Source organism: Aliiroseovarius halocynthiae (assembly GCF_007004645.1).
GTDB classification, from domain to species: domain Bacteria; phylum Pseudomonadota; class Alphaproteobacteria; order Rhodobacterales; family Rhodobacteraceae; genus Aliiroseovarius; species Aliiroseovarius halocynthiae.
In genome coordinates this window covers 599,428-624,589 of the sequence record NZ_ML660019.1, presented here as the reverse complement: position 1 = coordinate 624,589, position 25,162 = coordinate 599,428, and the positions used below count along the sequence as shown (strand labels likewise).

Below are 25,162 nucleotides of genomic sequence, written 5' to 3'. Positions count from 1 at the left end.
AGATCAATTTTCGACCGGCTCGGTCTTACCCATGACGTTCACGATGGTTGAACGCACAACGCGTACCTTCACGCCACTTGCGATTTCGACTTCAACTTCGGTGTCGTCTTTGACCTTTGTGACTTTGCCAATCACACCGCCCTGCGTGACGACCTGATCGCCCTTGCGCAGCGCGCCCAGCATCGCCTGATGCTCTTTCATCTTCTTTTGCTGAGGGCGGATCATGAAGAAATACATGATGGCGAAAACCAGCACCATGGGAACCAGCATCCCGTTCAGAATTCCGCCCGCAGGCGCGCCCGCGGCTTGTGCAAATGCAGGAGTTACAAACATCGTTTTGTCCCTTTCTTCGTGAGCTAGTCCCTGTGCCAGCCCAAATGTCCGGCGCACCCTATATGGGGGCCTATGGGTTGTCCAGCAAGCAGGGGGGTGGTTTTCTCTTCCCCCCGGCACGCCGTTCTGGCATATGCGCATCAGGTATAATTGAAGGAAAGATCCATGCATGACATCCGCCTGATCCGCGACAATCCTGACGCATTCGACAAGGCTATGGCCCGTCGGGGCCTCTCGGCGTTGTCAGGCGAGGTTTTGTCGCTGGATGAAAACCGCCGCGCCGCCATTCTGGCCGCCGAAACTGCGCAAGCCGAGGCCAATAAAGCCGCGAAATCGGTTGGTGCTGCGAAAGCATCAGGCGACGAGGCGGAATTCGAACGTCTGCGCGCCCTTGTCGGCGAAAAGAAGGCCGAGATCGCCAGCCTGAACGAGCAAGCGAAAGAGCTGGACGGAAAGCTGACAGATCTGCTGATGGGCCTGCCCAACATCGTGGCCGATGACGTGCCGGATGGGGAAGACGAAGACGATAACGTCGAGATCAACCGCTGGGGCAACCCGCGCAATTTCGCCTTTACGCCGATCGAACATTACGAGCTGCCCGCCGTTCAGGACGGTCTGGATTTCGAAACCGCAGCAAAGCTGTCTGGCTCGCGCTTCATGGTTTTGTCGGGCGCTGTCGCGCGTCTGCACCGCGCTTTGGCGCAGTTCATGCTGGACGTTCACGTCAATGACAATGATCTGACCGAAACGTGGACACCCGTTCTGGTCAAGGAAGAGATGATGTATGGCACGGGCCAGTTGCCAAAATTTGGCGAAGACAGCTATCAGACCACCAATGGCTGGTGGCTGGTGCCGACTGCTGAAGTTCCGCTGACCAATATCGTCAATGGCGCAACGGTCGAAGAAAGCTATTTGCCCCGCCGCTATGTGGCCCACACGCAGTGCTTCCGGTCCGAGGCTGGATCAGCCGGGCGCGACACCGCAGGCATGCTGCGTCAGCACCAATTCGAGAAGGTCGAAATGGTGTCGATCACCAAACCCGACGAATCTGACGCCGAACACAAGCACATGACCCGCTGTGCCGAGGATATTCTGGAACGTCTCGGCCTGCCCTACCGCACCGTCGTTCTGTGCACGGGCGACATCGGCTTTGGTGCGATCCGCACCCACGATATCGAAGTCTGGCTGCCCGGACAGAATACCTATCGCGAGATCAGCTCGATCTCGACATGTGGGGACTTTCAGGCGCGACGCATGAACGCACGCATGAAGCCTGCTGAAGGCGGCAAACCGGTATTCCTGCACACGCTGAACGGGTCGGGCCTTGCCGTTGGCCGCACGCTGATCGCGGTTCTGGAAAACGGTCAGGAACAGGACGGATCGGTCACCCTGCCCGAGGTTCTACACCCCTATTTGGGCGGAAAGACCCGGATCACAGCGGAAGGTCAGCTGGCTTAAGACGCTGATCTATTTCAAAAGATCCTCGATAACGGGATCAAGGGTGCGCGGACGATAAGACGTCTGGCGCACCCTTTCTTTTGCAGCGCCTGAGATTTGGCGGGCGGGAATCTCGTGGCTGTCTGGATCGCGTAGAAGATCACGATCACACAACAAAGCCCCCCACAGATTGCGCCACGACGGTTGCAACGCAGCGCCACAGTCATCGGCGTTCACATCTGCAGACATCAACAACGGTTGCAACCGGAACGGATCGAATTCAAGATCGCGCTCTTGTGCCCCAGCCACAATCCATGCCGTCGGAAAGGCGGACAGTTCTGGGGCTGCGCCCGAGCCCCCGACAATCCCATGATTTCCGGCAAACCAAAGCTGTTGATAGCGTGAATTGCTGTCCGTGGTCTCTCCGTTCAGCGTGTCTAGGTTGGTCCACAGCGCCGGCGGGAAGTGTTTGCGGCGCTCATCGATAGCCACCGCGTGGCGCGCTGCCCCGACCGAGCGCGACAGATCAGCGTCGTGGAACGCATAGCGTGCATTCACAAAACGGGCGAGAGGACCGAGGAAGGCAGGAACACCCAGTGCACCTACCGTGTCCCAGACGCCGACATAGGTGATGTCCAGAAGGTGACAGTCGATGCCCTGATCCTTCCGCCATGCCGCGTCTTTGGGGCTGGTGGCGATCTTGGGCGACATGGCCAGACGCGCGGCCATGGTTGTGTCACTGTCTGGATGCGACCTGCGCCCATCGCGCGTACGATACATGCGCATCGCTTCGGGGATCAGGTCAGTGCGGTTTGACGGCAATATACCTGCCGTGCGGATCATACCCGCAAGGGATCGCGCGGTATAAGCCCCACGGGAAAACCCGAAAATATAGATCTGGTCGCCGGGTTCATATGTGAACAACAGCGCACGGTAGGCTTCCAGAATACGGTCATCCAAACCCCAGCCCAGTGCGCCCCCCAACACCCGATCCAGAAAACGCGACAGCTTGGTCACACCCTGCCCGCTGCCCACGCCCGGCAGATAGTGCACGACCTGCGTAACGCCGTCGCGCGCGGTTGGACGCACGGCTTGCGCAATGCGCAACACATGGGTGGGGATTTGTGCGTCAGATCGGTTCCACGTTCCGTCACAGAAAATGGCAATGCGTTTCATGTCAGCCTCGTGTTTGGACGCTGAAGCCTAGCATGCCACACAGGGTTGAAAAACCTTTTGCTTACGCGGGATTATCCAAGGATACGCCTTTGCGCCCCGCCAGATCGATGAAGTATTGCCACGCCACACGCCCCGAACGCGCGCCGCGTGTCGCCTGCCACTCGATTGCTTCCGCCCACAACGTATCGTCGTCGATCTCGACGCCGTATGCCTCGCAATAGCCCCGGATCATCGACAGGTATTCATCCTGATCGCAGGGGTGGAAACCCAGCCACAACCCGAAACGATCAGAGAGCGATACCTTTTCCTCGACCGCCTCGGAGGGGTTAATCGCGGATTGGCGTTCGTTCTCGATCATGTCGCGCGGCATCAGGTGGCGACGGTTCGACGTGGCATAGAACACCACATTGTCCGGGCGGCCTTCGATCCCGCCATCCAGCACCGCTTTCAAAGATTTATAGTGCTGGTCGTCATGGCTGAACGACAGGTCATCACAAAACAACAAGAAACGATGCGCGGAGCCGCGCAGAAGGTTCAGAAGGCGCGACACAGACGGCAAGTCTTCCCGTTGCAATTCGATGATTTTCAACGGCTTTCCGCGGCTCAGAACCTCGGCATGGACGGCCTTAACCAAGGATGATTTCCCCATACCCCGCGCGCCCCAAAGAAGCGCGTTGTTGGCAGGCAGGCCGTCCGCAAATTGCAGCGTATTTTCAAGTAAAGTGTCACGCGAACGGCTCACACCGACCAACAGATCCAGTGCAACACGCGACACCTTCTGCACTGGTTCCAGACGATCCGGGGCAACATGCCAGACGAAGGCATTGGCGCTGTCGAAATTCGGAGCTTCGAACGGCGCGGGTGACATGCGTTCCAAAGCCTCGGCAATGCGTTTCATCATGTCGTGATCCGCCATGGTCATGGTCCTTCTAACCGGTCGTAGAACTTCAAACCCTTAAAACCTGCTTGGGGCAGGTTTGGAAGCTTTTTAGCAAACACGCAAAGGAAAAAGCGCGCCCAGTTGGGCGCGCTTTGGTGTCTTTTGACGTCAGAAAGATCAACGGCCGGTTTCAACCATGCCTGGATCATCATCGGGGTCGTCATCTGGACCGCCATCAGGATCATCCTCGTCGTCTTCTTCGTCGAATTCGGCCATAAGCTCGTCTTCGACTTCTTCGTCGTCATCTTCAAACCACAGACCTTGAGCGCGCAGATCGGCTTCGCGTTTGGTCTCGACCCGCTTCACCAGCTGGATCGAAATTTCATAGAGACCATAGACAACGACAAACAGGATCACCTGCGTAATCACATCCGGCGGGGTAACCAGCGCGGCCAGAACAAGAATACCGACCACGGCGTATTTGCGAACATCCGCAAGCCCCTGCGACGATACAAGACCGGCCTTGCCCATCAGGGTCAGAAGCACCGGAAGCTGGAAGCACAGGCCAAAGGCCACGATAAACTTGATCGATAGGCGCAGATATTCCTGCACCGATCCTTGGAAATCAATGGACGCCTCAACCCCTGTTTCGCCGACATTCCCCGCCTGTTGGAAGCCAAGGAAGAAGTCGAAGGCCAGCGGCATGACCACGTAGAATGCGAAAGAAGCCCCAATCAGGAACATAATCGGCGAGGCCAGCATAAAGGGCAGGAACGCATTCTTTTCGTTCTTATACAGCCCCGGCGCCACGAAACGCCAAAGTTGGTAGCTGATATAGGGGAAGGACAAAACCAAGCCCCCGAAAAGCGAGATTGAGACCGCAACGAAGAAGCCTTCTTGCAGCTTGATCAGGATCAGCCCGCAATCAGCCTGACCGCGGTCTGCCATCGTTGAACACAAGGGCTCGGTCAGGAAATTGAAAATTGGGTTCCAGACCGTGAAACAGATCACCATGCCGATGATGAAGGCGATGGCGGAATGGATCAGCCTCGTGCGCAGCTCGGCCAGATGCTCGATCAGCGGGGCCGAGCTGTCTTCGATCTCGTCAGTGTCGCTCATGCGTCAGATGTATCCGTGGGTTTGGGTTTGGCCGCAGGTTTCTTCGCAGCCGTTTTTTTGGCTGCTGGCTTTTTCGCTACGGGCTTTTTTGCCGCTGGCTTCTTTGCCGCTGCCTTCTTTGCGGCTGCCTTCTTTGCTGCCGGTTTCTTTGCAGCAGGCTTCTTGGCCGTTTTGGTCTTTGCCTTGGGCGCGTCCGATGCATCCGCTGACTTGGCGCCAGATTTCGCACTGGCCGCACCGATCTTTTCTGCGGCCTTCGCGGTCTTCTCTGCCAGCTTTGCGCTTTCCTCGTCAGCTTTGGCTTTCAAAGCGGCGTCAGCTTCTTTCTGGTCGCGCAACGCCTTAGAGGGGTCCCATTTTTCGAACCCTTCGGCGGCCTTATTCAGCGTATCCAACCCCATCGACTTGGCCGATGTGGCAGATTTCAAACTGCTGGCAATGTCTTTTGCCCCAGTTTCATCCGCCGCATCATTCATGGCTTGCGTGAACTCACGCCCCATCTGGCGCGCGCGCGCGGTGAAACGTCCAAGCGTGCGAAACATGCCGGGCAGATCCTTCGGACCCACCACGATCAGGGCCACAACACCGATGACCAGAAGCTCGGTAAACCCGATATCGAACATAGGCTGCGCCTTTCCTTAGGCGGCTTACGCCTTTTCGTTATCAGTCTCGGGCGTTACGTCCTTGGCCACCTCGGCGGCTTCGTCTTCTATTTCCTTCTTGCCATCATCTACGCCCTTCTTGAACGCAGTGATGCCCTTGCCAACTTCCCCCATCAAGGACGAGATCTTGCCGCGGCCGAATAGAACCAGCACCACGACGGCAATCAGCAGAAGGCCCGGAAGGCCGATATTGTTGAGCATGTTATTCTCCCTAAACCGAAAGCCTTGGGCGGCTTTCGCAGATATATCGCCCAGAACATTTATTGTGTCGCGCGGGAAGATCAAAGCCCCAATGGGAAAAAACTGGAAAAACAGCAAGGATTTCGCCGTATCCGGGCGCAATGTCGCAAGAATGCCAAAAGATGGCGACGGTGCTGAGGATACGTTAGGCGGTGATTTTTGCCGAATCTGTTGTCGCAGGGCGGTCAGTGGCGCGGAAAGACAAAGCAGCGGTCGCGGCGAATGGCGATCCAAAGGGGCGTGTCCGATTTGGGCAGAAACACCGATGGAACCGAGGCCGTCAGCAATGTCCCGTCCCGCTCCATCTGGAATTCCACAAGGCTTTCCTTGCCGATGAAACGCGCCCGCTTCACAAGGCCACGCGCCCAGACCCCGTGATCAGGTGTCGGGCTGGGGCCAACGCCGCCGCGATCAAAGTCAATCTTCAGGTGCTGTGGGCGGATCACAATATCGACCTGCGACCCGTCCGGTACGCCGGGGGCCAAAAACTGACCAAAGGCGGTCTGGGTCAGGGCACCTTCGACAGTTCCGGGAATCACATTCACATCCGAGAAAAATGCAGCAGCCTGCAAATCCACAGGCGCATTATAGATGTTGTAGGGCGCACCCCGCTGAACGATCTGGCCTGCCCGCATCAACGCAATCTCATCCGCCATGCGCATGGCCTCTTCCGGTTCATGCGTGACCAGAAGAACCGCGGCGCCTTCCTCTTTCAGGATGCTCAGCGCTTCGTCCCGAATGCCATCACGCAGACGGTTATCAAGCCCCGAGAAGGGCTCGTCCATCAGCATTATTGACGGCTTGGGCGCAAGCGCACGGGCCAAGGCGACGCGTTGCTGTTCGCCACCCGACAGCTCGTGCGGGTATTTGTCGATGAATGAACCTAGCCCGACTTTTTCAAGCAGCGTGTGCACGCGTTGGCGTTTTTCGGTCCGTGTGCCGGTAAGGCCAAATGCCACGTTTTCCCCGACAGACAGGTGCGGAAACAGGGCGAAATCCTGAAACATCAAGCCAATATGGCGTTTTTCAGGAGGGACGAAAACGCCGGGCCCAGCAACCATCTGACCATCAATCCAGACCTCGCCTTCGGTCTGCTGGTCCACACCTGCGATGATGCGCAGCGTGGTGGACTTGCCGCATCCTGATGGTCCCAGAAGCCCGGTTACCTGACCAGCCTGAAGCGACAGGGACACGTCACTCACCACGTCAAGCCCGCCAAAATTGCGCTTCAACCCGCGCACTTCAAGCCGTGCCGTGTTTTGGCCAGTCATGTCCATCCGTCTTGCCTTCCCCGGACTACCCTTTCACCGGATGCAAATCCTATGATTTCCATCAGGTTTCCTTCGCTTACCAGCCCCCCCGATGCCCCGCAAGCGAAACAGCAAAAAACGACCGGCGTGAAGGTGGTCGGGTGAATGTTTGGCGGTCTTAATAGTCGGTCCAGTGACAATGCTTGACAGCATAGGCAGGGCTGAGTAATCACGCGCCCTTCCTTTATAGAAAGGTATGCCGTCATGACCTCTCCTGTACTGGCCGTAGATTTCGGCACCTCGAACTCGGCTGCCGCGGTGATGCAGGCAGGCGCGGTCCGGCGCATCCCTATTGAGGGCGACGCCGACACTCTGCCCACCGCAGTATTCTTCCCGACCGAAGGCGGAGGGATGCGGATCGGACGCGCCGCCAGCACGGCACTGATTGACGGCGATGATGGGCGCTATATGCGGGCGCTGAAAAGCATTCTGGGCCATGACCTTTTGCATGAAAGCCGCTTTGTCGGGGGGAAGCGCCAAACTCTGGCGGATGTCGTGACATCGTTCCTGATCGCTTTCAAGACACGGGCCGAGGCAGAGACAGGGATGGTATTTGATCGGGTGCTCTCAGGCCGCCCTGTGCAGTTTCACTCGAACAACTCAACACGCGACAAACAGGCCGAAGACGATTTGCGTTCCTGCTATATTGCAGCAGGGTTTCAAGACGTCCGCTTTTTGTACGAACCCGAGGCGGCAGCATTGGCTTGTCGCCATTTGGGGGACGCTCAGGGGATTGGGCTGATCGTCGATATCGGCGGGGGTACATCCGACTTCAGCGTGTATCGCGCGGATGGCGATAAGATCGAGGTTTTGGCCAGCCACGGGATCCGGCTGGGGGGCACGGATTTCGACCAGAAGATCTCGGTCGCGCATGTGATGCCTTTGCTGGGCTATGGCGGGCAGCTGCGCCGCACCTTCGGCGACGAGCTTCTGCCCATGCCCAACGCGATTTTCAACGAGCTGGCCACCTGGGCGAAGATCCCCTTCCTGTATTCGCGCGAGACCGAGCGGAAAATTGAAGACCTGCTGGCCCATGCGGTCGAACCCGAGAAAGTGACGCGCCTGCAAGAGGTGATCGTGGACAGATCGGGGCACGAACTGGCTTTCGCGGTCGAGGACGGCAAAATTTCAGCCAATGCAGATCAGGCGCAGGCTCGGATTCAGATGGGGTTCGTCGAGCGTGGGTTAAGCGCCCAGATCACTGCAGGCAGCATGAACGCAGCGCTGCAAGGCTTCCGCGATGATCTGCGTATGGCGATGTATGAAACCTGTGCGCGGGCGGGTGTGGCGCCGGGCGCGGTCACAACGGCCATTCTGGTTGGCGGCTCCAGCTTAATGCAACTGGTCGCAGACGAAGTCACCGCCACCTGCCCTGCTGCGCGACTGGAACGGTCCGAAGCCTTCACCGCAGTTGTGGACGGCTTGGCGTTGGCCACAGCGTAAGTCCGCACTGGCCCTTTCGGGGATTTCAGCCTAAACAACCGCAAACACGTATTGGGAGCTCACATGAACCGCGTCCTTATCACTTCGGCGATCCCTTACATCAACGGGATCAAGCACCTTGGCAATCTGGTTGGCTCGCAGCTGCCCGCAGACCTTTATGCCCGCTACAACCGCTGCCGGGGCCGCGAGGTCATGTTCATCTGCGCAACCGACGAACACGGCACGCCTGCCGAGCTGGCGGCTGCGAAAGCGGGCAAACCCGTCGCCGAATTCTGTGCCGAGATGCACGCGGTTCAGGCCGAAATCGCAAAGGGCTTTCGCCTGTCGTTTGACAATTTCGGGCGTTCGTCCAGCCCGCAGAACCACAAGCTGACCCAGCATTTCGCAGGCAAGCTGGCCGAGAACGGGTTCATCGAGGAAGTCAGCGAAAAGCAGGTCTATTCCAACGCCGATGGCCGTTTTCTGCCCGACCGCTATATCGAAGGCGAATGCCCGAACTGCGGTTATGACGGCGCGCGTGGCGACCAATGTGAAAACTGCACCAAGCAGTTGGACCCGACCGACCTGATCAACCCGCGCTCGGCGATTTCGGGCTCGACAGATCTGGAAGTGCGCGAGACCAAGCACCTGTATCTGAAACAATCCGCGCTGAAGGACAAGCTGGACGCGTGGATCGACCAGAAGACCGATTGGCCCGTGCTGACGACCTCGATCGCGAAGAAATGGCTGCATGATGGTGACGGGCTGCAAGATCGCGGCATCACGCGGGATCTGGACTGGGGTGTTCCGGTCAAGAAGGGCGATCAGGACTGGCCCGGCATGGAAGGCAAGGTCTTTTATGTCTGGTTCGACGCGCCCATCGAATATATCGCGGCCACAGCCGAGCTGGCGGACGAAAAAGGCGAAGGCCCCGAGTTCTGGGAGCGCTGGTGGCGCACCGATAAGGGCGCTGATGACGTGCGCTATGTTCAGTTCATGGGCAAAGACAACGTGCCGTTCCACACTCTGTCCTTTCCAGCCACAATCATGGGGTCGGAAGAGCCGTGGAAGCTGGTCGATTACATCAAGTCCTTCAACTATCTGAACTATGATGGCGGGCAGTTCTCGACCTCGAAAGGGCGCGGCGTGTTTATGGACCAAGCGCTGTCGATCCTGCCCGCAGATTACTGGCGCTGGTGGCTTCTGAGCCATGCGCCCGAGAACTCGGATGCCGAATTCACGTGGGAGAACTTCCAGGTCAGCGTGAACAAAGACCTTGCCGACGTGCTGGGCAACTTTGTCAGCCGGGTCACCAAGTTCTGCCGCTCGAAATTCTCGGAGGCGGTGCCGGAAGGCGGAGCATACGGCGAGGCCGAAACCGCGCTGATCGCCGATCTAAATACCAAGGTCCGCGCCTATGAGGGCCACATGGAGGCCATGGACGTGCGCAAAGCGGCGCAGGAACTGCGTGGCATCTGGGTCGCTGGCAACGAATATCTGCAAGCCGCCGCGCCGTGGGCGACCTTCAAGACCGACCCCGATCAGGCCGCCGCACAAATCCGGCTGGCCCTAAACCTGATCCGCCTTTACGCGGTCCTGTCGGCCCCATTCATCCCGGATGCATCCGAAACCCTGCGCGCGGCGATGGATACAGACATGGATTGGCCGGGCGACGTGGCCGAAGCATTGGACACGCTGAAGCCGGGTCACGCATTTACGGTGCCGGAAAACCTGTTTGCCAAGATCGCCGACGAACAGCGCGAAGAATGGCAAGAGAAATTTGCGGGCACGCGCGACTGATGAATCTGTTGGACCTGTCAGCGCCAGCTTGATGGGTCCAACTGCAACAGCTCGGACAGCTGTTGATAGACCTCGGGCTCGTCTGCCTTCAGCGTATCGGGCTTTTCAAAGAACAACTCGATCGCGACCGCAAAGAACTCCTCGGGGCCTTCCGCGCCGTATTCGTCGATCACGGTGCGGCGCCCGGCGTGAACCTGCGCGACGTGATGTTCGTATGCGGTCACAAAGACCCGACGCCACGTCTCAAAACTTTGCCCCTTCGCCATCAGCGGCGCACCATCGGTTTGACCAGACAGGCCGTCCAGCTGATGCGCAAATTCGTGCAACACAACGTTGCGTCCATCGAATTCGTTCAAAGCGCCTTGTTCGCTGTCCATCCATGACAGGATGATGGGGCCGTATTGCCAGCTTTCGCCGCTACGAACTGTGCGCCGTTCGGTCACGACGTAACCGTCTTGCCCCCGACCCACAGACTGAAAAGCCGCAGGGTACACCAGCACGGTTCGCAAATGGCGATACCAAGCGTCGCTGCCCGAAATCAGCAGGCACGCTTGCGCTGCAATCGACAACTTCATTTCATCCGTGACCTCAAGGCCCTCACAGCCGTGAAACGTCACCTGATGCAGAAACAAGTTGATTTTGCCTTCGAAGGCAGGGCGCAAATTGCCTGGCAAGCGCACAGAAAGTGGCACCTGCTTTTCCACAATCTGGCGCGCACCTGACGACAGCGGCTGCGACTGTATGCGCTTTCGCAGGCGTCGGCGCGACCAGAACCTAAAGCCTATGAAACCGGCAATTGAAACGAAGATCAGTAGGACAACAGGCATGAGCAAACCGGACTTGGATGAAAGACAAACTGCGGATCACTGTTAGAAGTGGGGCATTTCCATCCATCTTTCAACGTGACGCACGTTTCCACATGCCACCAAACGCCACGCGGCACTGAGGTCGGTCGTGTCTGCGTCCAACACCCGCGACGCGGAAGGCGATCAGGTGAAAGCGCCGCCCACATCTCGCGCCTTGCGACTTAAGAGCCACCAAATCAGCCATTTTCCCTTTATTTCGGTCCAAAACCGTCTATCTTCAAAGAAGAATAACAATTGCCGGATAAGATGGCCGGGCCATGGGTAAAACGAGCGGTAAGAAGTTGACGATTGCGAAGGGCAAACAGAAGCCAATCAGGCTGTCGCTTTCTGATAAGCGATCCGTGCGCACGCAGTTTGGTGCGCTGCCCTTCCGCATCCACGATGGCAAGGTCGAGATCTTGCTGATCACCTCGCGCGGGACGGGGCGGTGGATTATTCCCAAAGGTTGGCCGATGGACGGGGAAACCCCTGCAGGGGCAGCCGCAACCGAGGCCTATGAAGAAGCCGGGGTGGAAGGCAAACTGTTCCATCAGGTGCTGGGGTTCTACGCCTATGACAAGGGTCATGCGGGCGAAAAACTACCCTGTGTCGTGGCCGTGTTTCCTTTGAAAGTGAAAAAGCAACTGAAGAGCTATCCGGAAAAGCACGAACGCCGCCGAAAATGGGTCAGCCTAAAGAAGGCCGGGCAAATGGTAAGCGAACCAGAGCTGCGCCAGATTATCAAAGATTTCGACCCGAAAGCGTTGCGCTGACTGGTCAGGCGCTCTGTTGGGGACTTGCGCTGGTCCTGCCCGGGTTTCATATACCTATGACGCAACACCAATTGGACGCACGCGCCCCATGATCCGCTATGCACTGAAATGTGACCATGACCACCGATTTGAAAGCTGGTTTCAGAACGCCGACGCCTTTGATGCGTTGACGGCGGCAGGCCATGTTACCTGCCCAGAATGCGGGTCATCCGATGTGGCAAAAACCCTGATGGCCCCGAAGGTACGCCCAGCGCGCAGCGCTGCAGTGAAACCTGAAACGCCCAAGGCACCACCTGCGCCCGCACCATCAGCGCAAGCAACCCCGCATGTCGCCCCGCCACCCGAGGTACAAGCCGAGATCGCGGAAGAAATCGCCAAGCTGCGCGCCAAGGTCGAAGCTGAAAGCGATTACGTTGGCGAAGACTTTGCCAAAGAAGCCCGCGCCATGCATCTGGGTGATGCACCGGAACGTGCAATCTATGGCGAAACCAAATTGGAAGATGCCAAGGAATTGATCGAAGACGGCGTGCCGGTCATGCCTCTGCCTTTCACACCGACGAAAAAGGTGAACTGAAGCAGCTTGAGATTTGGCGATCTATGGCTAGGCTGGCGTCACTGGAACCAAGGATACAGCCATGCCCGAGACCTTAATCATTCGCCCCATCTGCGCCGATGACAAGCCCGCGTGGCGTGTGTTGTGGACAGCCTATTTGGATTTTTATGAGACCAAACTAGACGACGCTGTCTATGACAGCTCGTTTGCGCGCATGCTCTCGGGCGAGGCGGGTGAATTTCAGGGGTTGGTGGCCGAACAAGATGGCCTGTTGGTTGGTCTGACCCACTATCTTTTTCACCGCAGCATGTGGAGTGTTGAGAACACCTGCTATCTGATGGACCTGTATGTTGATCCCAACTTGCGCGGCGGTGGCGTCGGACGCCGCCTGATCGACGCCGTCCATCAGATCGCCAAGGAGAACGGCTGTTCGGGCACCTATTGGATGACGCAGGAATTCAACTACAAAGGCCGGATGCTGTATGATCAGGTCGCCACGAAGACGCCGTTTATCAAGTATGCGAAGAAGGGCTGAGGGGACAATTTAGCACCCTGGCCGCAAATACATTGATCACCTCCTGTCTGTCGTTACGTTGCAAAGCATAGCCGTACACAGGAGTTCACATGCGGATCGTCATTACGGGTGCAAGCCGAGGGATTGGGCAAGAGCTTTCCCAACGGTATCAAGCGCAGGGTCACGAGGTGATCGGCACTTCACGCAGTGGGGAAAACGGTTTGGTCGCACTGGATGTAACCGATCCGGATGCCCTACTCACACTTAAGAAAACCATAGGCGACGCGCCGATAGAGCTGCTGATTTGCAATGCGGGCATCTATCCAGACAAGTATGAAACCATGCCCGATGGCTATCCCGCCCAGATGTGGCAAGAGGGATGGGCAACCAATGTTACCGGTGTCTTTCTGACGGTGCAGGCGCTGCTGCCAAACATTCAGGAAGCACGCGGAAAGATTGCCATTATCTCGTCCCAAATGGCCAGCCACACACGCGCCCCGGGTGGTAGCTATATCTATCGTGCCTCGAAAGCCGCAGTTCTAAATCTTGGGCGCAACTTGGCAACGGATCTATCCCGCGATGGGATTTCTGTGGGGATCTATCATCCGGGATGGGTTCAGACGGATATGGGGGGCGATAACGCCGAGATAGACGTAGGAACTTCGGTTTCGGGTCTGATGGACCGTTTCACAGATTTATCTTTGAGCAATACTGGGTGCTTCGAGGCTTGGGACGGGAAAGCCATGCCCTATTGAACGTTGAGGGGCGCTGCCCCTCGCCCGTATCGGGCTCACCCCGGGATATTTGTGACAAGAAAATGCGGGTTGGGTGATAGGAAACTATCGCAGACCCCTTCCGCCCTTGCCCTTTCGGTCCTTCCTGCGTAAGAGAAGCCGGACTTATAGAAAGGGATGGGGTTCCATGCCAATTCTGGTGATGAAATTCGGTGGCACGTCGGTCGCCAATCTGGATCGTATTGCACGAGCATCCAAGCGGGTCGCGCGTGAGGTGGCAAATGGCTATGACGTGATCGTCATCGTCTCGGCCATGGCGGGCAAGACCAACGAGCTGGTGGGCTGGGTGAACGAGACCTCGCATCTTTATGACGCGCGTGAATATGACGCCGTTGTCAGCTCGGGCGAGCAGGTGACCGCAGGGCTGATGGCGCTGCGTTTGCAGGAAATGGATATTCCTGCACGCAGTTGGCAGGGCTGGCAGGTTCCGGTGAAAACCACGGGCGTACACTCGGCCGCCCGGATTGAAGAGATCCCATCAGACAACATCAAAGCCAAGTTCGGCGAAGGCATGCGTGTTGCGGTCGTGGCGGGCTTTCAGGGCATTGCAGATGATGGCCGGATCACCACGCTGGGACGTGGCGGGTCGGACACCACCGCCGTGGCCTTTGCCGCTGCCTTCGATGCGGAACGCTGCGATATTTATACCGACGTTGACGGCGTCTATACGACCGACCCGCGCATCTCGGACAAAGCACGCAAGCTGGACAAGATCGCGTTCGAGGAAATGCTGGAGCTGGCATCGCTTGGTGCGAAGGTTCTGCAAACCCGCTCGGTCGAGCTGGCAATGCGCTATAAGGTGAAACTGCGGGTTCTGAGCAGTTTCGAAGAATATGACCCGGAAGCAGGCACCTTGGTCTGCGACGAGGAGGATATCGTGGAAAGCAATGTAGTTTCTGGCGTCGCATACAGCCGCGACGAAGCGAAAATGACCCTGATCTCGGTGGCCGACCGCCCCGGCATCGCGTCCGCCATCTTCAGCCCGTTGGCGGAAGCAGGCGTAAACGTGGATATGATCGTACAGAACATCTCGGAAGAGGGTCGCACGGATATGACCTTCTCGTGCCCTGTGGATCAGGTCGCACGCGCGCAGAAAGCCATGACGGATGCAAAGGACGCTGGCGACATCAACTTCCACGACATCGTGGCAGATCAGGATGTGGCCAAGGTCTCGATCGTGGGCATCGGAATGCGGTCGCAGGCTGGTATCGCGGCCAAGATGTTCGAGGTGCTTTCCAATGAAGGCGTGAACATCAAAGTTATCACCACCTCGGAAATCAAAATCTCGGTCCTGATCGATCGTAAGTATATGGAACTTGCCGTGCAGGCGCTGCACGATGCGTTCGAGCTGGAAAAAGCGTAAGCGAAACAGGCTTACGATTGGAAATTTGAACGGCCTCGCAAGGATGCGGGGCCGTTTCTATTTCGGGCACGGCATGCTGAATGCCAATCCCCTACCCGCTTAGTCCGAGAAGCACAGCTTGTTCCCGTCCAGATCCCGTACATAAGCCGAGAACCGCGGCCCACGTTGCCCCGGCTTGCCTTCGCACGTGCCCCCAAGGTCGATTGCCAACGCATGCATCCGAATGACCTCATCTGCGTTCCCGACGTTAAACCCAACCATCATGCCGTTTCCGATTGTGGCGCTCTTCTTGTTAAAGGGAATTGCTGCGGCAAAGGCGAATTCCTCGCCGACCCAATAGGTCATCCGATCCGAGGGAGACAGGCACTGAAGCCCGGATCTGTCAAACAACGCATTGTAGAAGCTCTTTGCCGCATCCATATCGTTCGTTCCGACGACGAAGTAGTTCATTTTCATTGGGTGATCTCCATATTTTAGATTCAGGTTTTGGTTCCTCACCCTCTTATTGATTAATACGCCATTTTATGTCCTATTTGTTCGATGGCACGGACAAATGCACAGGAACGACTAAAGCGGATTGATCTTCTGGCGGCACAGCTGAAGCAGGATGTGCATTGTACAGTGGCTGATCTGGCGCGACAGCACGGGGTCAGCGTGCGAACGATCACCCGGGATCTGGCGCTGATGCGCGAGCAAGGCATGCAGATCGACGCGGATCGCGGGCGTGGCGGCGGTGTGCGGCTTGATCAGCGCTGGGGCGTTGGTCGCATGAACCTGTCCTATGCCGAAGCGGTTGATTTGCTGATCAGCATTGCCGTGGCTGAGCGTATGAACTCGCCAATATTCCTGGCCAATTTGGGATCAGTGAAACGACAACTTGAAGCCTCGTTCGCGCCCGCAAAACGGGATAAGATCAACCGCCTAAAGTCCCGTATCCTGATTGGTGTCACCGCATCCATCTATGTGCAGTCAGGCGTTACTGCACCACCCAAGCGGATCAGCCAGACGCTCCATCAAGCATTTGTCGATCAGGAGAATTTGACGATCCGATACCAACGTGAGGACGGGCGGCAATCCACCCGACAGATCGCGCCACATTATCTTTTGCTCAAGTATCCTGTCTGGTACGTGGTCGCCTTTGACGCGTTAACCGATGGTCCCAGGACCTTTCGCTGTGACCGCATTCTGTCCGCACAACGCGACGGCACGCCATTTAAGTTGATGCCTATTACTTCCTTCCAGCCCTCAGTGATGAGTAGTGATCTATTCCGATAAGCGAATAGGAACGCAATCACATGGAGAACGTTCGAAGCGTTGGGCCTTTGCCATGCCGCTACCAACACATTCAATAGCTGCATGGACTTGATATCGCGACAGCCCGGCGCAGACTATCCTTACGCTGCAGCGAAAATCCGCAATCCGCACCGACACGGGGGGGCCAAAAGCAACTCAACGCTCTGCAAGGGGCTTGAATGAATCGCAACTGTGGCCGCAATGCGCCCCCAAGGGCTACATTTGCACAACCCAAATTCTCACGCAGAACAAGTCCCCAGGGACGAAAACTATCAGGCGACAGCCCTGTCCCAATAGAAATCCAGATAATGTCACTTCCTTTTAGCGATCAAACTGCAAAAACTTCGTCGATAAGGCTCATTTTGGAATGATCCATGTTGGCGGATCACCGCTCATCGGCAATGCTAGGCTATGGTTAACGATGATCAGCAATTTCTAGCTATCAGATTGAGAAACATAATTTTGAGGACCTGGGATGGAAAAGAAGAAAATCGCCGTGATTGGCGGCGGTGTGGGGGCGATGACAGCCGTCTACGCAATTACGCAAACTAAAGATTGGGACAAAAAATACGACATAACCGTTTATCAGCTCGGCTGGCGGACGGGCGGAAAGGGGGCCAGCGGACGTAACGCCGAGTTCGGACAACGTATTGAAGAGCATGGCCTGCATATTTGGGCCGGATTTTACCAAAACGCCTTTCGCAACATGCGTCGTTGCTATGAGCAGATGGTCGAGCTTGGGTTGCGGAAGAAAAGCGATCCGTTGGGGACAATGGACAAAGCTTTCAAGCCCCTATCGCATCTGTTTCTTGCGGAAAACGTGCCCACAGACGATCCGGATGAAAACCCTTGGCGCCCGTGGGTGGTCGACCTGCCTGAGAATGATGAGGTGCCCGGAAGCGAAACCAAGGTCCCCTCGCCTTTCGAGATGATGATGCGAATCCTGCAAATCATTGTGGAATTCCTGCGCCGGGGCGAGCTTGAGGGGGGCGCGGATGGCCCTTTAGGGATTGAGGTGCCGGATGGGCTTCTTGATCTGCACGAAAACATCCTGTCGCAACTAAAAGCACTGCCCGGCGCCGGATTGCCAGTGGGGCCAGGCAACACAAACATTCTGATTGAGGTGATCGAGGAAGCTCAGGCGGAAATCCACAGCCAGCAAACACCAGAAAATCTAGCGCGCGATAGCGTGCGGCGGGGACTGTTCCTATTGGACATCGGGCTGGCTTATATGCATGGCATGGTCAGTTCGGACACGTTCACCAATGGCTATGACGTGTTGGACCAGTGGGAGTTCACCGACTGGCTGCGTATGAATGGTGCAGGCGATCAGGCGTTGAAATGGGTGGCAATCCGTGGCTGCTATGACTTTGTCTTCGGCTTCCCCATGGGGAATACAGAACGGCAAGGTGACGTCGGCGCGGGCACTGCACTACGCGCGATGACACGCCTGATTTTCACCTATTCCAAAGCGATTTTTCACAAGATGCAGGCCGGGATGGGGGATACGATCTTTGGACCTTATTACCTTGTTTTGAAAGAACTAGGCGTGAAATTCGAATTCTTTAACGCCGCGCGCAATCTGCATTTGGATCACGACCGCACGCATATCGATCGCATCAGCATGGTCCGTCAGGCCAAGGTGAAATCCGGCAGCTATGACCCCTTGGTCGATGTGGACGGTTTGCCCAGCTGGCCGTCAGAGCCGCTTTGGGATCAGCTGGTCGACGGCGCGCATCTGAAAGACAGCGGCGTCAACTTCGAAAGCGAGCGCACGCCACCAAAGGGCGAAGAATATACGCTCAACCACGGCGAGGATTTCGACCTTGTGATCCTTGGCGCATCCATCGGATCACTGCCATATATGTCGCAAGAGCTGTCAATCGCATCCGAGCGTTGGCGCAACATGTTGGATCGCGTGAAAACTGTTCCAACCCACGCGCTGCAGCTGTGGCTGAACAAGACGCCAAAACAGATGGGCTGGGAGAAACGCGTGAAAGCGCACAACTCGCAAAAATCTCTGCCCGCTTCCCCGATGCGAACGGTCATCACCGGCTTTGCCGAGCCGTTGGATACATGGGCCGATATGACTCACCTGATCCCGCACGAAAAATGGGGCAGCGACAAGCCAAGCTCGATCGCCTATTTCTGCTCGCCCGCACCGGATGGGGAAGACCTGCACGAATTCCGCGACAGTTTCCACAAGTGGATGGACAAGGATCTGGTCAAGTTATGGCCCGGTGCAGAAAAGGACGGAAAGTTTGATCGCGGCCTGCTGCATGAAGGAGAGGAGTCGGGGATCTATTCCCGCGTGAACATGTTCGGATCCGAGCGCTATGTCCTGTCGGTCACGAACAGCGTGTACCACCGGCTTGCCCCCTCGCAAAGCGGCTTTGCGAACTTGTACCTGGCGGGCGATTGGACACGCTGCGGACTAAACGCTGGCTGCGTGGAGGGTGCAACCATGTCGGGGATCGCCTGCGCCTCGGCCGTCACTGGTGAAACACTTTTGAATGTCGGCGCCAATGACATCGCACGCGAGGAAACGGCCACTGAAAAAGCGATGTTCGAAACGAACTCGATCTCGGGTGCGAAATGGCCGCTGACCCCATTTTTCGCACGCGGAGAGATGTCCGGCGTCTTTGTTTTCTACGAAATGCCCCGCGCCGAAGTGCAGGCCATGCTGCCGCCGGGGATCGAGCTGGCCCCCAGCCCTTTGACCCGCCCCGGATCTCATCCGGTTGGGATGTCCTTTTGCAGTTATCACGACGTCCGGGGATCATTCATTCCAGACTTCCTGGCAATGTCACCTTATGGAGAAGCCACTTTCGCGATCCCCTATACCCGCACAGCCGAAGCCCGGCAGGCACCGCTGCTTTATCCGCGCAGGCTTTACGTCAACAGCAACTCTGCGATCATGGCGGGCAAGGTGTTCTATGCGATGCCCAAAGTCTGGTCCGACATCAAGCTTGAGAACACGCGTTTCAAGGCTTCGGGGCCGCGAGGCATGAAGATTGACGCCTGTTTCCAACAGCATATGGATCCAGATCCCCTGCCTGGCCATCCGGCGCAGGGAGCTATTTCAAACCTTCTGAACATGACTTTCGTCACGCGCAACATCTCTGGGCGAATGCTCTATAATGCCTTTGATCTGCAGCTGGACCGCGCCTATGTCGCGCCCGTATCTGCCCAAATCCACGTAAAAGACCCGGATCCGCAGGGTTTTCCAACAACAACGTTTGACGCAGCACCGCTTCAGTTGCAGACTGGCGACCGCCTTCCCGGTGCATTCCGGATTTGGTGCTCTTGGGCGATGACCAACCCATTGGACTCGAAACGAGTGCGTCATGCTGCTATGGCAAGGGAGTGGGTGCGTCAAAAGTCGATGAGGTAAGAATGCAGGCAATGAATTGTATGTCATGCGGTGAACCGCTGCATGAAAACGCCCGGTTTTGCAGCTTTTGCGGGACCGAGGTCGTGACCGCGGATGACAACCCCGAGCTGCGCATCCTGACCATACAATTCATTGACCTTGTCGGGTCGACGGCATTCGCCAATTCAAACGAACTTGAAGCCTATGACGACAGCATTGCTGCCTTTCACCAGCAAGTAAACGAAACGGTCGAGACTTACCGTGGTCACGTCCTGCAACGCTATGGCGACGGGGTGTTATCCTGTTTCGGGCTGGATCACGATGGTGAAGATTCAGCGCTGTCTGCAATTGCCTCAGGTTTGTCAATTGCCAAAGCCATGCCTGAACGGGTGAGCGGGTTGCAGGTGCGTGTTGGGATCGACACGGGGCAGATTATGTGCCGTGTGGGTCAACAGGGCGCTCTGTTCCCGCAACTGACTGGCCTGTATGTAAACCGCGCCGCGCGCTTGCAGGAGCAGGCAAAACCTGGCGGTGTCATGATCTCGGGTCAGACCAGGTCGTTTCTGTCGCGGTTGGCGAAACTTGAAGAAGCATCGCATGACATCAAGAAGCTGAAAGGCATCGACCAACCTGTCGAGTTGATCGAAGTGACGGGCTTCCACTTTCGGGAGGACCATACTGACGCAGATGCGCTTCTTGAGCGCGACAAGGAACTTGCGCTGCTTCAGGAGGGCGCACAGCGAGCGCACGCGCTAATTGGGCCCGCAGGGATCGGAAAAACGGTGTTGCTGAATGCCTTTAGCCGCAATCGCCAAGACGGGGGCGTCATCCGAATAGATGCGCGGGCGAACCTGCAACAAACTGCGCTGTTCCCAGTGATCGAGAGCATTCAGCGCACTCTGGGTCTAACCGAGACGTCAACGCAAGCAGACTTGGCGGCGCAACTTCGGGCGATTGGTCTTACAGTGACGGATCAAGACGCATCGGTCATGGCAGGAACCTTGGGTCTGCAATCCGCGTCTCCCGTTTTGTTAACACCTGAACAGCTTCAATCCCTACGGATTGACCTAACCTCCCGCACGCTTGGAGCGTTGGCGCAATCACGCAATGCCGCACTGACCTTCGACGATCTACACTGGTTCGATGATGATACGATTGCCGTGCTTCGTGCATTGCTGGGCGAGGAAGGTAGTGCAACTCGCGTCGTCGTAACCAGCCGCCCATCTGAGAAAATCGACGCGCTTTTGACGAGCAACCAAATCGAAGCCGTGCACCTGTCGCCGCTAAGCGATGCTGCTGCACAAAACGCGCTGGCTTCTTATCCAGAGTTGGATGACACGAAGCGCAAAAGCATTATTGAAGCCGCTGAAGGCAACCCTCTGTTCCTGTCCGCACTCGCGACCCACGCCCGCCAATTCTGGAAGGATGATGGGGCACAGCAGCTGCCGCAAACAATCGAGGCAACGTTCCAAGCCATTCTGAACAGCTTTGGCCCCTTGCGCGATGTGATCCAATGCGCCTCGGTCCTTGGGCGTGTGTTCCTCCCGGAACGCGTGGCGCATTTGCTACCGGATCGCCCAAACCTTGAAGATGAGCTGCGGGTTCTGACCATTCGCGGGATCTTTAACCCTTACGCGGATGGTGGACTGTTCTTCGATCACGTCCTGCTTCGCGATGCGGCGTACGAGATGATACCAGGCAAAAGGCGTCGTAAGCTGCACAAGGCATTTGCCGACGCCATGCAAACTCACGATCCAGCCTACTGCGCGGCTTTCCCGCATCTATTGGCCGACCACCGGATTGCAGCGCGTGACCATGATCAAATGCCGGCCACTTGTATGGCCGCAGGCATTCACATGCTGATGGCGGTGAACTTTGATCAGTCTATGACCTATCTGGACCAAGCCCGCGCCGATATGGAAGATCAGGCCGCGCCCGAGAAGGTTACACGCCCCGAATATTTGCCCGTTCTGTCGCTTCTGGCCAGCGCCACTGTGCAACGCATGGGTTTCTCGCACCCGATTGTGCTAGAGCGCTATCAGTTGCTGGAAGACGCCATCGCCTTTGCCGAAGGAACCGACCGCCAGCGCATGACGGCGCTGTACGGATTGTTTGCGCATCGCATCATCAATGGTCGTGTGCACGAAAGTGCAGAATATGTCGACATGATGCGCCAGCTGGCCCAGAACGGCGATGATGAGTTGAAGGTCATTTGGCTTGTGAACGAAACCGCGTATGCGCTTTATGCTGGTGAGTTCGATAAGGCAGCTAAGGCCAGCGCACAACTGAAGGCATTTTATCGGACGAAAGATCACGGTCGCCTATTCTTAGAGCTCGGCGCGGACCCCTTGGCCTCCGTGCTTTCCGCAGATGCGCACGTGGCCAGCCGGATGGGAAATCTTGATGGGGCGCTGGAGGCCATGGCGCAAGCACAAGAACATCTGGATGAGATCGGCGCAATCGCACAGATCCCATGGATTCACATTTTTGGGGGGCAGGCCCTGCTCGCAGGCGGTCATTTGGAGCTTGCAGTGCAGGAAGTTGAGGCTGGGATCGAAATCGCAGACGCCCAAAAAGCACAATATTGGTCGCTAATGGGGCGCGTCTGGTTAACGATTCTACTAATCTATCAGGGCGATACATCCGAGGCACCTGCGGCACTTGAGATTTTGACACAGAAAGCCAGTAATATTGGGGCCGATCTCAACGCACCTTTCTATACAGCGACATTGGCAAAGGCACATCTGGCGAACGGAGATCTTGAGACCGCGCAGGCATTGATTGAACGAGCCGAACATTTGTCTGAAACCTGCGGTGAACACGAATGGGACCACTCCATCCGTGATATACGGACAGAGCTAACGCGACTTCAAAGCGGTGAGTCGGCGCCTCCGGATTTGAAAACCCAGAGTTGACGTAGCGCCTCACCACTCACGGCAGCCAAAAATGGCATAGCCAAACCCCGTCCGTCATCTGACGGGGGAAGACACTTAGGCGTCCCGGAGTCCGGGTAAAATTCTCACTCCAAAACGCCGTTTCCAGCGCCACCCAAAGCGAGCTCCATCTATCTAAGCGTGCTAAAATAACTTTCCCCAAAAGCTTTCAGCGTCTTCTCCATTTGGATAGCATGCCGCCATCTGGCTAGCTGTGACGCGCGTCACATATTGGATAAAATCTAGCGAAATTTCTGCATTTTCAATCTATTGATGTGCCCTTTAGGTCACTTTATTGATCATCGCCCAGCGAAATCTCTTCCAAGCGCTCAAGATCATCGATCACGACAAACCCCTTCTCGAAGCGGGCGACACCTTCGCGAGCCCAAGTCTTCAGCTGCCTGTTTACGTTCTCACGCGTGAGGCTGGCATAGGCCCCCAGCCAGCTTTGGCTCACCTTGATCGCCGGCACACCCTCATCCGTTTGCGTGGATGTTGTCAGAAGACGTAAAAGGCAGGCAGCCAAGCGCGCCTGCCCACTATGCAACGTCTGCACCTCAAACATTTCAGACGCATTACGGGCTTTCTGGCATAGCGCTTCGATCACGAGTATGGCGCTGTCTGGGTCTTCGCGCAGCATCAGCAACACCTCACCGCGCTGCACCTCGACCACCTCCATGCGATCCAAAGCGATCACATCAGCGCTGCGCGGGCCACCATCCAGACAAGCAATGTCACCCAGCACGTCCCCTTCCGTGGCCACGCCCAAAATGGATTTCTGCCCCAGAACAGAGGTCACACTGACTTCGGCCCTTCCGGACGTCACAATCAAAAGTGTTAGACCGGGATCGCCAAAACGAAACACCACATCTTTCTTTTTAAAGATGCGGGTATGACCACGCTGCCGCAGTCGTTCCAGCGCACCGGCACTTAAAGAGCTTAGAACCATTGCATCCTCAGCTTGCGATCTATCAAACTAGAAGATCGACATTCCACGGTCAACTGATCGACTTCGAGACCGATCCGCATTCAAAGCCACCATCGCCTATAAAAGATGCCCCGAGCAAGGCTTACTCGGGGCATCTTTTCAGTCTCATATATGCGAATGTTTTTGCGCTTACCCGCCAAAATCATCCAGCATGATGTCTTCGCGGTCGACGCCAAGATCCAGCAGCATGTTGATCACCGACTGGTTCATGATGGGAGGGCCACACATGTAATACTCGCAGTCCTCTGGATTCGGATGATCTTTCAGATATTCGTCATACAGGACATTGTGGATGAATCCAGTATAACCGCCCCAATCATCCTCGGGCAGCGCATCCGACAGGGCCACATGCCATGTGAAGTTCGGGAATTCCGCGGCCAGACTGTCGAAATCCTCGACAAAGAACATCTCTTTCTTCGAGCGTGCACCATACCAGAAGGTGATCTTGCGATCTTTGTTCTTCAGACGCTTCAGCTGGTCGAAGATGTGTGAACGCATGGGCGCCATACCCGCACCACCGCCGATGAAGACCATTTCCTTCTCGGTCTCGCGGGCGAAGAACTCGCCGAACGGACCCGAGATCGTGACTTTGTCGCCCGGCTTCAGGTTGAAGATATAGGACGACATCTGACCGGGTGGAATGCCCTGCGATCCCGGCGGCGGCGAGGCCACACGCACGTTCAGCATGATCAGGCCCTTTTCGTCCGGGTAGTTTGCCATGGAATAGGCACGTTCAATCGGTTCGCCTACGGTGCTTTCGTACTGCCACAGATTAAACTTGTCCCAATCCTCGTGATACTCTTCGCCAATGTCGAACTCTTTATAGTTCAACTTGTGGGCCGGAGCCTCGATCTGGATGTAACCACCCGCGCGGAAGTTCACGTCCTCGCCTTCCGGCAGCTCAAGAACCAAGTTCTTGATGAAGGTTGCGACGTTGTCATTGGAACGCACGGTGCATTCCCACTTTTTCACGCCGAAGACTTCTTCCGGGACTTCGATGTTCATGTCTTGCTTCACAGCCACCTGACATGACAGGCGGTCGCCACAGGCGGCTTCACGCTTGGTGATGTGGCTTTCCTCGGTCGGCAGGATCGATCCGCCGCCCGAATGGATTTTCACACGGCACTGCGCACAGGTCCCGCCGCCGCCACAGGCAGACGGCACGAATAGCTGTTGCTCGGCCAACGTCTGCAAAAGCTTGCCACCGGCGGGGACCGACACGGTCTTCTCGCCATTGATGGTGATGTTCACATTGCCCGTCGACACCAGCTTCGAGCGCGCGGCCAGAATGATCGTGACCAGCGCCAGAACGATCAGAGTGAAAAGGATGATGCCAAGGCTAAAGGTTGCCATA

Annotated in this window: 22 protein-coding genes; 11 read left to right on the top strand and 11 right to left on the bottom strand. The window is 56.7% G+C overall.

What is annotated here, in order from left to right; all coding sequences use genetic code 11:
- Positions 1 to 3 precede the first annotated feature (3 nt).
- Positions 4 to 333, bottom strand: coding sequence for a preprotein translocase subunit YajC (gene yajC / locus FIL88_RS03190; protein WP_142852355.1), 330 nt, complete (start codon positions 331 to 333; stop codon positions 4 to 6).
- A 165-nt stretch (positions 334 to 498) separates the two neighbouring features.
- Between yajC and serS the strand changes: the two genes are divergently transcribed.
- Entirely contained in the window at positions 499 to 1,791 is a 1,293-nt protein-coding gene (gene serS / locus FIL88_RS03185) for a serine--tRNA ligase (protein WP_142852354.1), read from the top strand.
- 9 nt (positions 1,792 to 1,800) lie between these two features.
- On the opposite strand, the gene FIL88_RS03180 is transcribed toward serS, so the two are convergent.
- The 6 genes from FIL88_RS03180 to FIL88_RS03155 all read right to left on the bottom strand — a co-directional run bounded on the left by FIL88_RS03180 (position 1,801) and on the right by FIL88_RS03155 (position 7,124).
- Entirely contained in the window at positions 1,801 to 2,946 is a 1,146-nt protein-coding gene (locus FIL88_RS03180; protein WP_142852353.1) for a DUF2235 domain-containing protein, read from the bottom strand.
- Positions 2,947 to 3,007: 61 nt separating this feature from the next.
- On the bottom strand, positions 3,008 to 3,862 hold the full coding sequence (locus tag FIL88_RS03175) for an ATP-binding protein (RefSeq protein ID WP_407642319.1): 855 nt from the start codon (positions 3,860 to 3,862) through the stop codon (positions 3,008 to 3,010).
- Between the two features lie 141 nt (positions 3,863 to 4,003).
- Positions 4,004 to 4,945: a twin-arginine translocase subunit TatC gene (gene tatC / locus FIL88_RS03170; RefSeq protein ID WP_142852351.1), complete on the bottom strand. Its 942-nt coding sequence runs from the start codon at positions 4,943 to 4,945 to the stop codon at positions 4,004 to 4,006.
- Positions 4,942 to 5,568, bottom strand: coding sequence for a Sec-independent protein translocase protein TatB (gene tatB, locus FIL88_RS03165; RefSeq protein WP_142852350.1), 627 nt, complete (start codon positions 5,566 to 5,568; stop codon positions 4,942 to 4,944). The genes tatC and tatB overlap by 4 nt, the downstream gene beginning before the upstream one ends.
- 24 nt (positions 5,569 to 5,592) lie before the next feature.
- Positions 5,593 to 5,808 (bottom strand): twin-arginine translocase TatA/TatE family subunit, encoded by a 216-nt coding sequence (locus FIL88_RS03160; RefSeq protein ID WP_142852349.1) that lies wholly within the window; start codon positions 5,806 to 5,808, stop codon positions 5,593 to 5,595.
- A 224-nt stretch (positions 5,809 to 6,032) separates the two neighbouring features.
- The gene (locus FIL88_RS03155; RefSeq protein ID WP_407642318.1) at positions 6,033 to 7,124 is read right to left on the bottom strand and encodes an ABC transporter ATP-binding protein; all 1,092 of its coding nucleotides are present in this window, start codon (positions 7,122 to 7,124) and stop codon (positions 6,033 to 6,035) included.
- A gap of 237 nt (positions 7,125 to 7,361) precedes the next feature.
- Between FIL88_RS03155 and FIL88_RS03150 the strand changes: the two genes are divergently transcribed.
- Both FIL88_RS03150 and metG read left to right on the top strand, forming a co-directional pair.
- Positions 7,362 to 8,600 carry an Hsp70 family protein gene (locus tag FIL88_RS03150; protein WP_142852347.1) on the top strand — a complete coding sequence of 413 codons (1,239 nt, stop codon included), beginning with the start codon at positions 7,362 to 7,364 and terminating at the stop codon, positions 8,598 to 8,600.
- 63 nt (positions 8,601 to 8,663) lie between these two features.
- Positions 8,664 to 10,379, top strand: a complete 1,716-nt coding sequence (metG, locus tag FIL88_RS03145; RefSeq protein WP_142852346.1) for a methionine--tRNA ligase — start codon at positions 8,664 to 8,666, stop codon at positions 10,377 to 10,379.
- A 17-nt stretch (positions 10,380 to 10,396) separates the two neighbouring features.
- Here the strand turns inward: metG and FIL88_RS03140 are convergent, their stop codons facing one another.
- Complete coding sequence (locus FIL88_RS03140) at positions 10,397 to 11,206, bottom strand: M90 family metallopeptidase (RefSeq protein WP_142852345.1); 810 nt, start codon at positions 11,204 to 11,206, stop codon at positions 10,397 to 10,399.
- Positions 11,207 to 11,502: 296 nt separating this feature from the next.
- On the opposite strand from FIL88_RS03140, the gene FIL88_RS03135 reads away from it, so the two are divergent.
- The 5 genes from FIL88_RS03135 to FIL88_RS03115 all read left to right on the top strand — a co-directional run bounded on the left by FIL88_RS03135 (position 11,503) and on the right by FIL88_RS03115 (position 15,221).
- On the top strand, positions 11,503 to 11,997 hold the full coding sequence (locus tag FIL88_RS03135) for an NUDIX hydrolase (RefSeq protein WP_142852344.1): 495 nt from the start codon (positions 11,503 to 11,505) through the stop codon (positions 11,995 to 11,997).
- A gap of 88 nt (positions 11,998 to 12,085) precedes the next feature.
- Entirely contained in the window at positions 12,086 to 12,571 is a 486-nt protein-coding gene (locus tag FIL88_RS03130; RefSeq protein WP_142852343.1) for a DUF1178 family protein, read from the top strand.
- Between the two features lie 61 nt (positions 12,572 to 12,632).
- Complete coding sequence (locus FIL88_RS03125; RefSeq protein ID WP_142852342.1) at positions 12,633 to 13,085, top strand: GNAT family N-acetyltransferase; 453 nt, start codon at positions 12,633 to 12,635, stop codon at positions 13,083 to 13,085.
- An 89-nt stretch (positions 13,086 to 13,174) separates the two neighbouring features.
- Positions 13,175 to 13,819, top strand: a complete 645-nt coding sequence (locus FIL88_RS03120) for an SDR family oxidoreductase (protein ID WP_142852341.1) — start codon at positions 13,175 to 13,177, stop codon at positions 13,817 to 13,819.
- A 166-nt stretch (positions 13,820 to 13,985) separates the two neighbouring features.
- Positions 13,986 to 15,221 (top strand): aspartate kinase, encoded by a 1,236-nt coding sequence (locus FIL88_RS03115; protein ID WP_142852340.1) that lies wholly within the window; start codon positions 13,986 to 13,988, stop codon positions 15,219 to 15,221.
- 99 nt (positions 15,222 to 15,320) lie between these two features.
- Here the strand turns inward: FIL88_RS03115 and FIL88_RS03110 are convergent, their stop codons facing one another.
- The gene (locus tag FIL88_RS03110; RefSeq protein WP_142852339.1) at positions 15,321 to 15,677 is read right to left on the bottom strand and encodes a VOC family protein; all 357 of its coding nucleotides are present in this window, start codon (positions 15,675 to 15,677) and stop codon (positions 15,321 to 15,323) included.
- An 84-nt stretch (positions 15,678 to 15,761) separates the two neighbouring features.
- Here FIL88_RS03110 and FIL88_RS03105 point away from each other — a divergent pair, with 84 nt between their 5' ends.
- From FIL88_RS03105 to FIL88_RS03095, 3 genes are all read left to right on the top strand, one after another.
- Complete coding sequence (locus FIL88_RS03105; protein ID WP_185960823.1) at positions 15,762 to 16,496, top strand: helix-turn-helix transcriptional regulator; 735 nt, start codon at positions 15,762 to 15,764, stop codon at positions 16,494 to 16,496.
- Between the two features lie 493 nt (positions 16,497 to 16,989).
- On the top strand, positions 16,990 to 19,908 hold the full coding sequence (locus FIL88_RS03100; protein ID WP_142852338.1) for an acetoacetate decarboxylase family protein: 2,919 nt from the start codon (positions 16,990 to 16,992) through the stop codon (positions 19,906 to 19,908).
- Positions 19,909 to 19,928: 20 nt separating this feature from the next.
- On the top strand, positions 19,929 to 22,802 hold the full coding sequence (locus FIL88_RS03095) for an ATP-binding protein (protein ID WP_221931121.1): 2,874 nt from the start codon (positions 19,929 to 19,931) through the stop codon (positions 22,800 to 22,802).
- 310 nt (positions 22,803 to 23,112) lie between these two features.
- Here the strand turns inward: FIL88_RS03095 and FIL88_RS03090 are convergent, their stop codons facing one another.
- Positions 23,113 to 23,769: a Crp/Fnr family transcriptional regulator gene (locus FIL88_RS03090; protein WP_142852336.1), complete on the bottom strand. Its 657-nt coding sequence runs from the start codon at positions 23,767 to 23,769 to the stop codon at positions 23,113 to 23,115.
- Between the two features lie 168 nt (positions 23,770 to 23,937).
- Complete coding sequence (nqrF, locus tag FIL88_RS03085) at positions 23,938 to 25,161, bottom strand: NADH:ubiquinone reductase (Na(+)-transporting) subunit F (protein WP_142852335.1); 1,224 nt, start codon at positions 25,159 to 25,161, stop codon at positions 23,938 to 23,940.
- Between the last annotated feature and the right edge of the window lies 1 nt (position 25,162).

Bases quoted from the DNA above. Each gene is read 5' to 3' on its own strand.
- yajC (WP_142852355.1), bottom strand. From the start codon at position 333: ATGTTTGTAACTCCTGCATTTGCACAAGCCGCGGGCGCGCCTGCGGGC.
- serS (WP_142852354.1), top strand. From the start codon at position 499: ATGCATGACATCCGCCTGATCCGCGACAATCCTGACGCATTCGACAAG.
- FIL88_RS03180 (WP_142852353.1), bottom strand. From the start codon at position 2,946: ATGAAACGCATTGCCATTTTCTGTGACGGAACGTGGAACCGATCTGAC.
- FIL88_RS03175 (WP_407642319.1), bottom strand. From the start codon at position 3,862: ATGGCGGATCACGACATGATGAAACGCATTGCCGAGGCTTTGGAACGC.
- tatC (WP_142852351.1), bottom strand. From the start codon at position 4,945: ATGAGCGACACTGACGAGATCGAAGACAGCTCGGCCCCGCTGATCGAG.
- tatB (WP_142852350.1), bottom strand. From the start codon at position 5,568: ATGTTCGATATCGGGTTTACCGAGCTTCTGGTCATCGGTGTTGTGGCC.
- FIL88_RS03160 (WP_142852349.1), bottom strand. From the start codon at position 5,808: ATGCTCAACAATATCGGCCTTCCGGGCCTTCTGCTGATTGCCGTCGTG.
- FIL88_RS03155 (WP_407642318.1), bottom strand. From the start codon at position 7,124: ATGGACATGACTGGCCAAAACACGGCACGGCTTGAAGTGCGCGGGTTG.
- FIL88_RS03150 (WP_142852347.1), top strand. From the start codon at position 7,362: ATGACCTCTCCTGTACTGGCCGTAGATTTCGGCACCTCGAACTCGGCT.
- metG (WP_142852346.1), top strand. From the start codon at position 8,664: ATGAACCGCGTCCTTATCACTTCGGCGATCCCTTACATCAACGGGATC.
- FIL88_RS03140 (WP_142852345.1), bottom strand. From the start codon at position 11,206: ATGCCTGTTGTCCTACTGATCTTCGTTTCAATTGCCGGTTTCATAGGC.
- FIL88_RS03135 (WP_142852344.1), top strand. From the start codon at position 11,503: ATGGGTAAAACGAGCGGTAAGAAGTTGACGATTGCGAAGGGCAAACAG.
- FIL88_RS03130 (WP_142852343.1), top strand. From the start codon at position 12,086: ATGATCCGCTATGCACTGAAATGTGACCATGACCACCGATTTGAAAGC.
- FIL88_RS03125 (WP_142852342.1), top strand. From the start codon at position 12,633: ATGCCCGAGACCTTAATCATTCGCCCCATCTGCGCCGATGACAAGCCC.
- FIL88_RS03120 (WP_142852341.1), top strand. From the start codon at position 13,175: ATGCGGATCGTCATTACGGGTGCAAGCCGAGGGATTGGGCAAGAGCTT.
- FIL88_RS03115 (WP_142852340.1), top strand. From the start codon at position 13,986: ATGCCAATTCTGGTGATGAAATTCGGTGGCACGTCGGTCGCCAATCTG.
- FIL88_RS03110 (WP_142852339.1), bottom strand. From the start codon at position 15,677: ATGAAAATGAACTACTTCGTCGTCGGAACGAACGATATGGATGCGGCA.
- FIL88_RS03105 (WP_185960823.1), top strand. From the start codon at position 15,762: ATGGCACGGACAAATGCACAGGAACGACTAAAGCGGATTGATCTTCTG.
- FIL88_RS03100 (WP_142852338.1), top strand. From the start codon at position 16,990: ATGGAAAAGAAGAAAATCGCCGTGATTGGCGGCGGTGTGGGGGCGATG.
- FIL88_RS03095 (WP_221931121.1), top strand. From the start codon at position 19,929: ATGTCATGCGGTGAACCGCTGCATGAAAACGCCCGGTTTTGCAGCTTT.
- FIL88_RS03090 (WP_142852336.1), bottom strand. From the start codon at position 23,769: ATGGTTCTAAGCTCTTTAAGTGCCGGTGCGCTGGAACGACTGCGGCAG.
- nqrF (WP_142852335.1), bottom strand. From the start codon at position 25,161: ATGGCAACCTTTAGCCTTGGCATCATCCTTTTCACTCTGATCGTTCTG.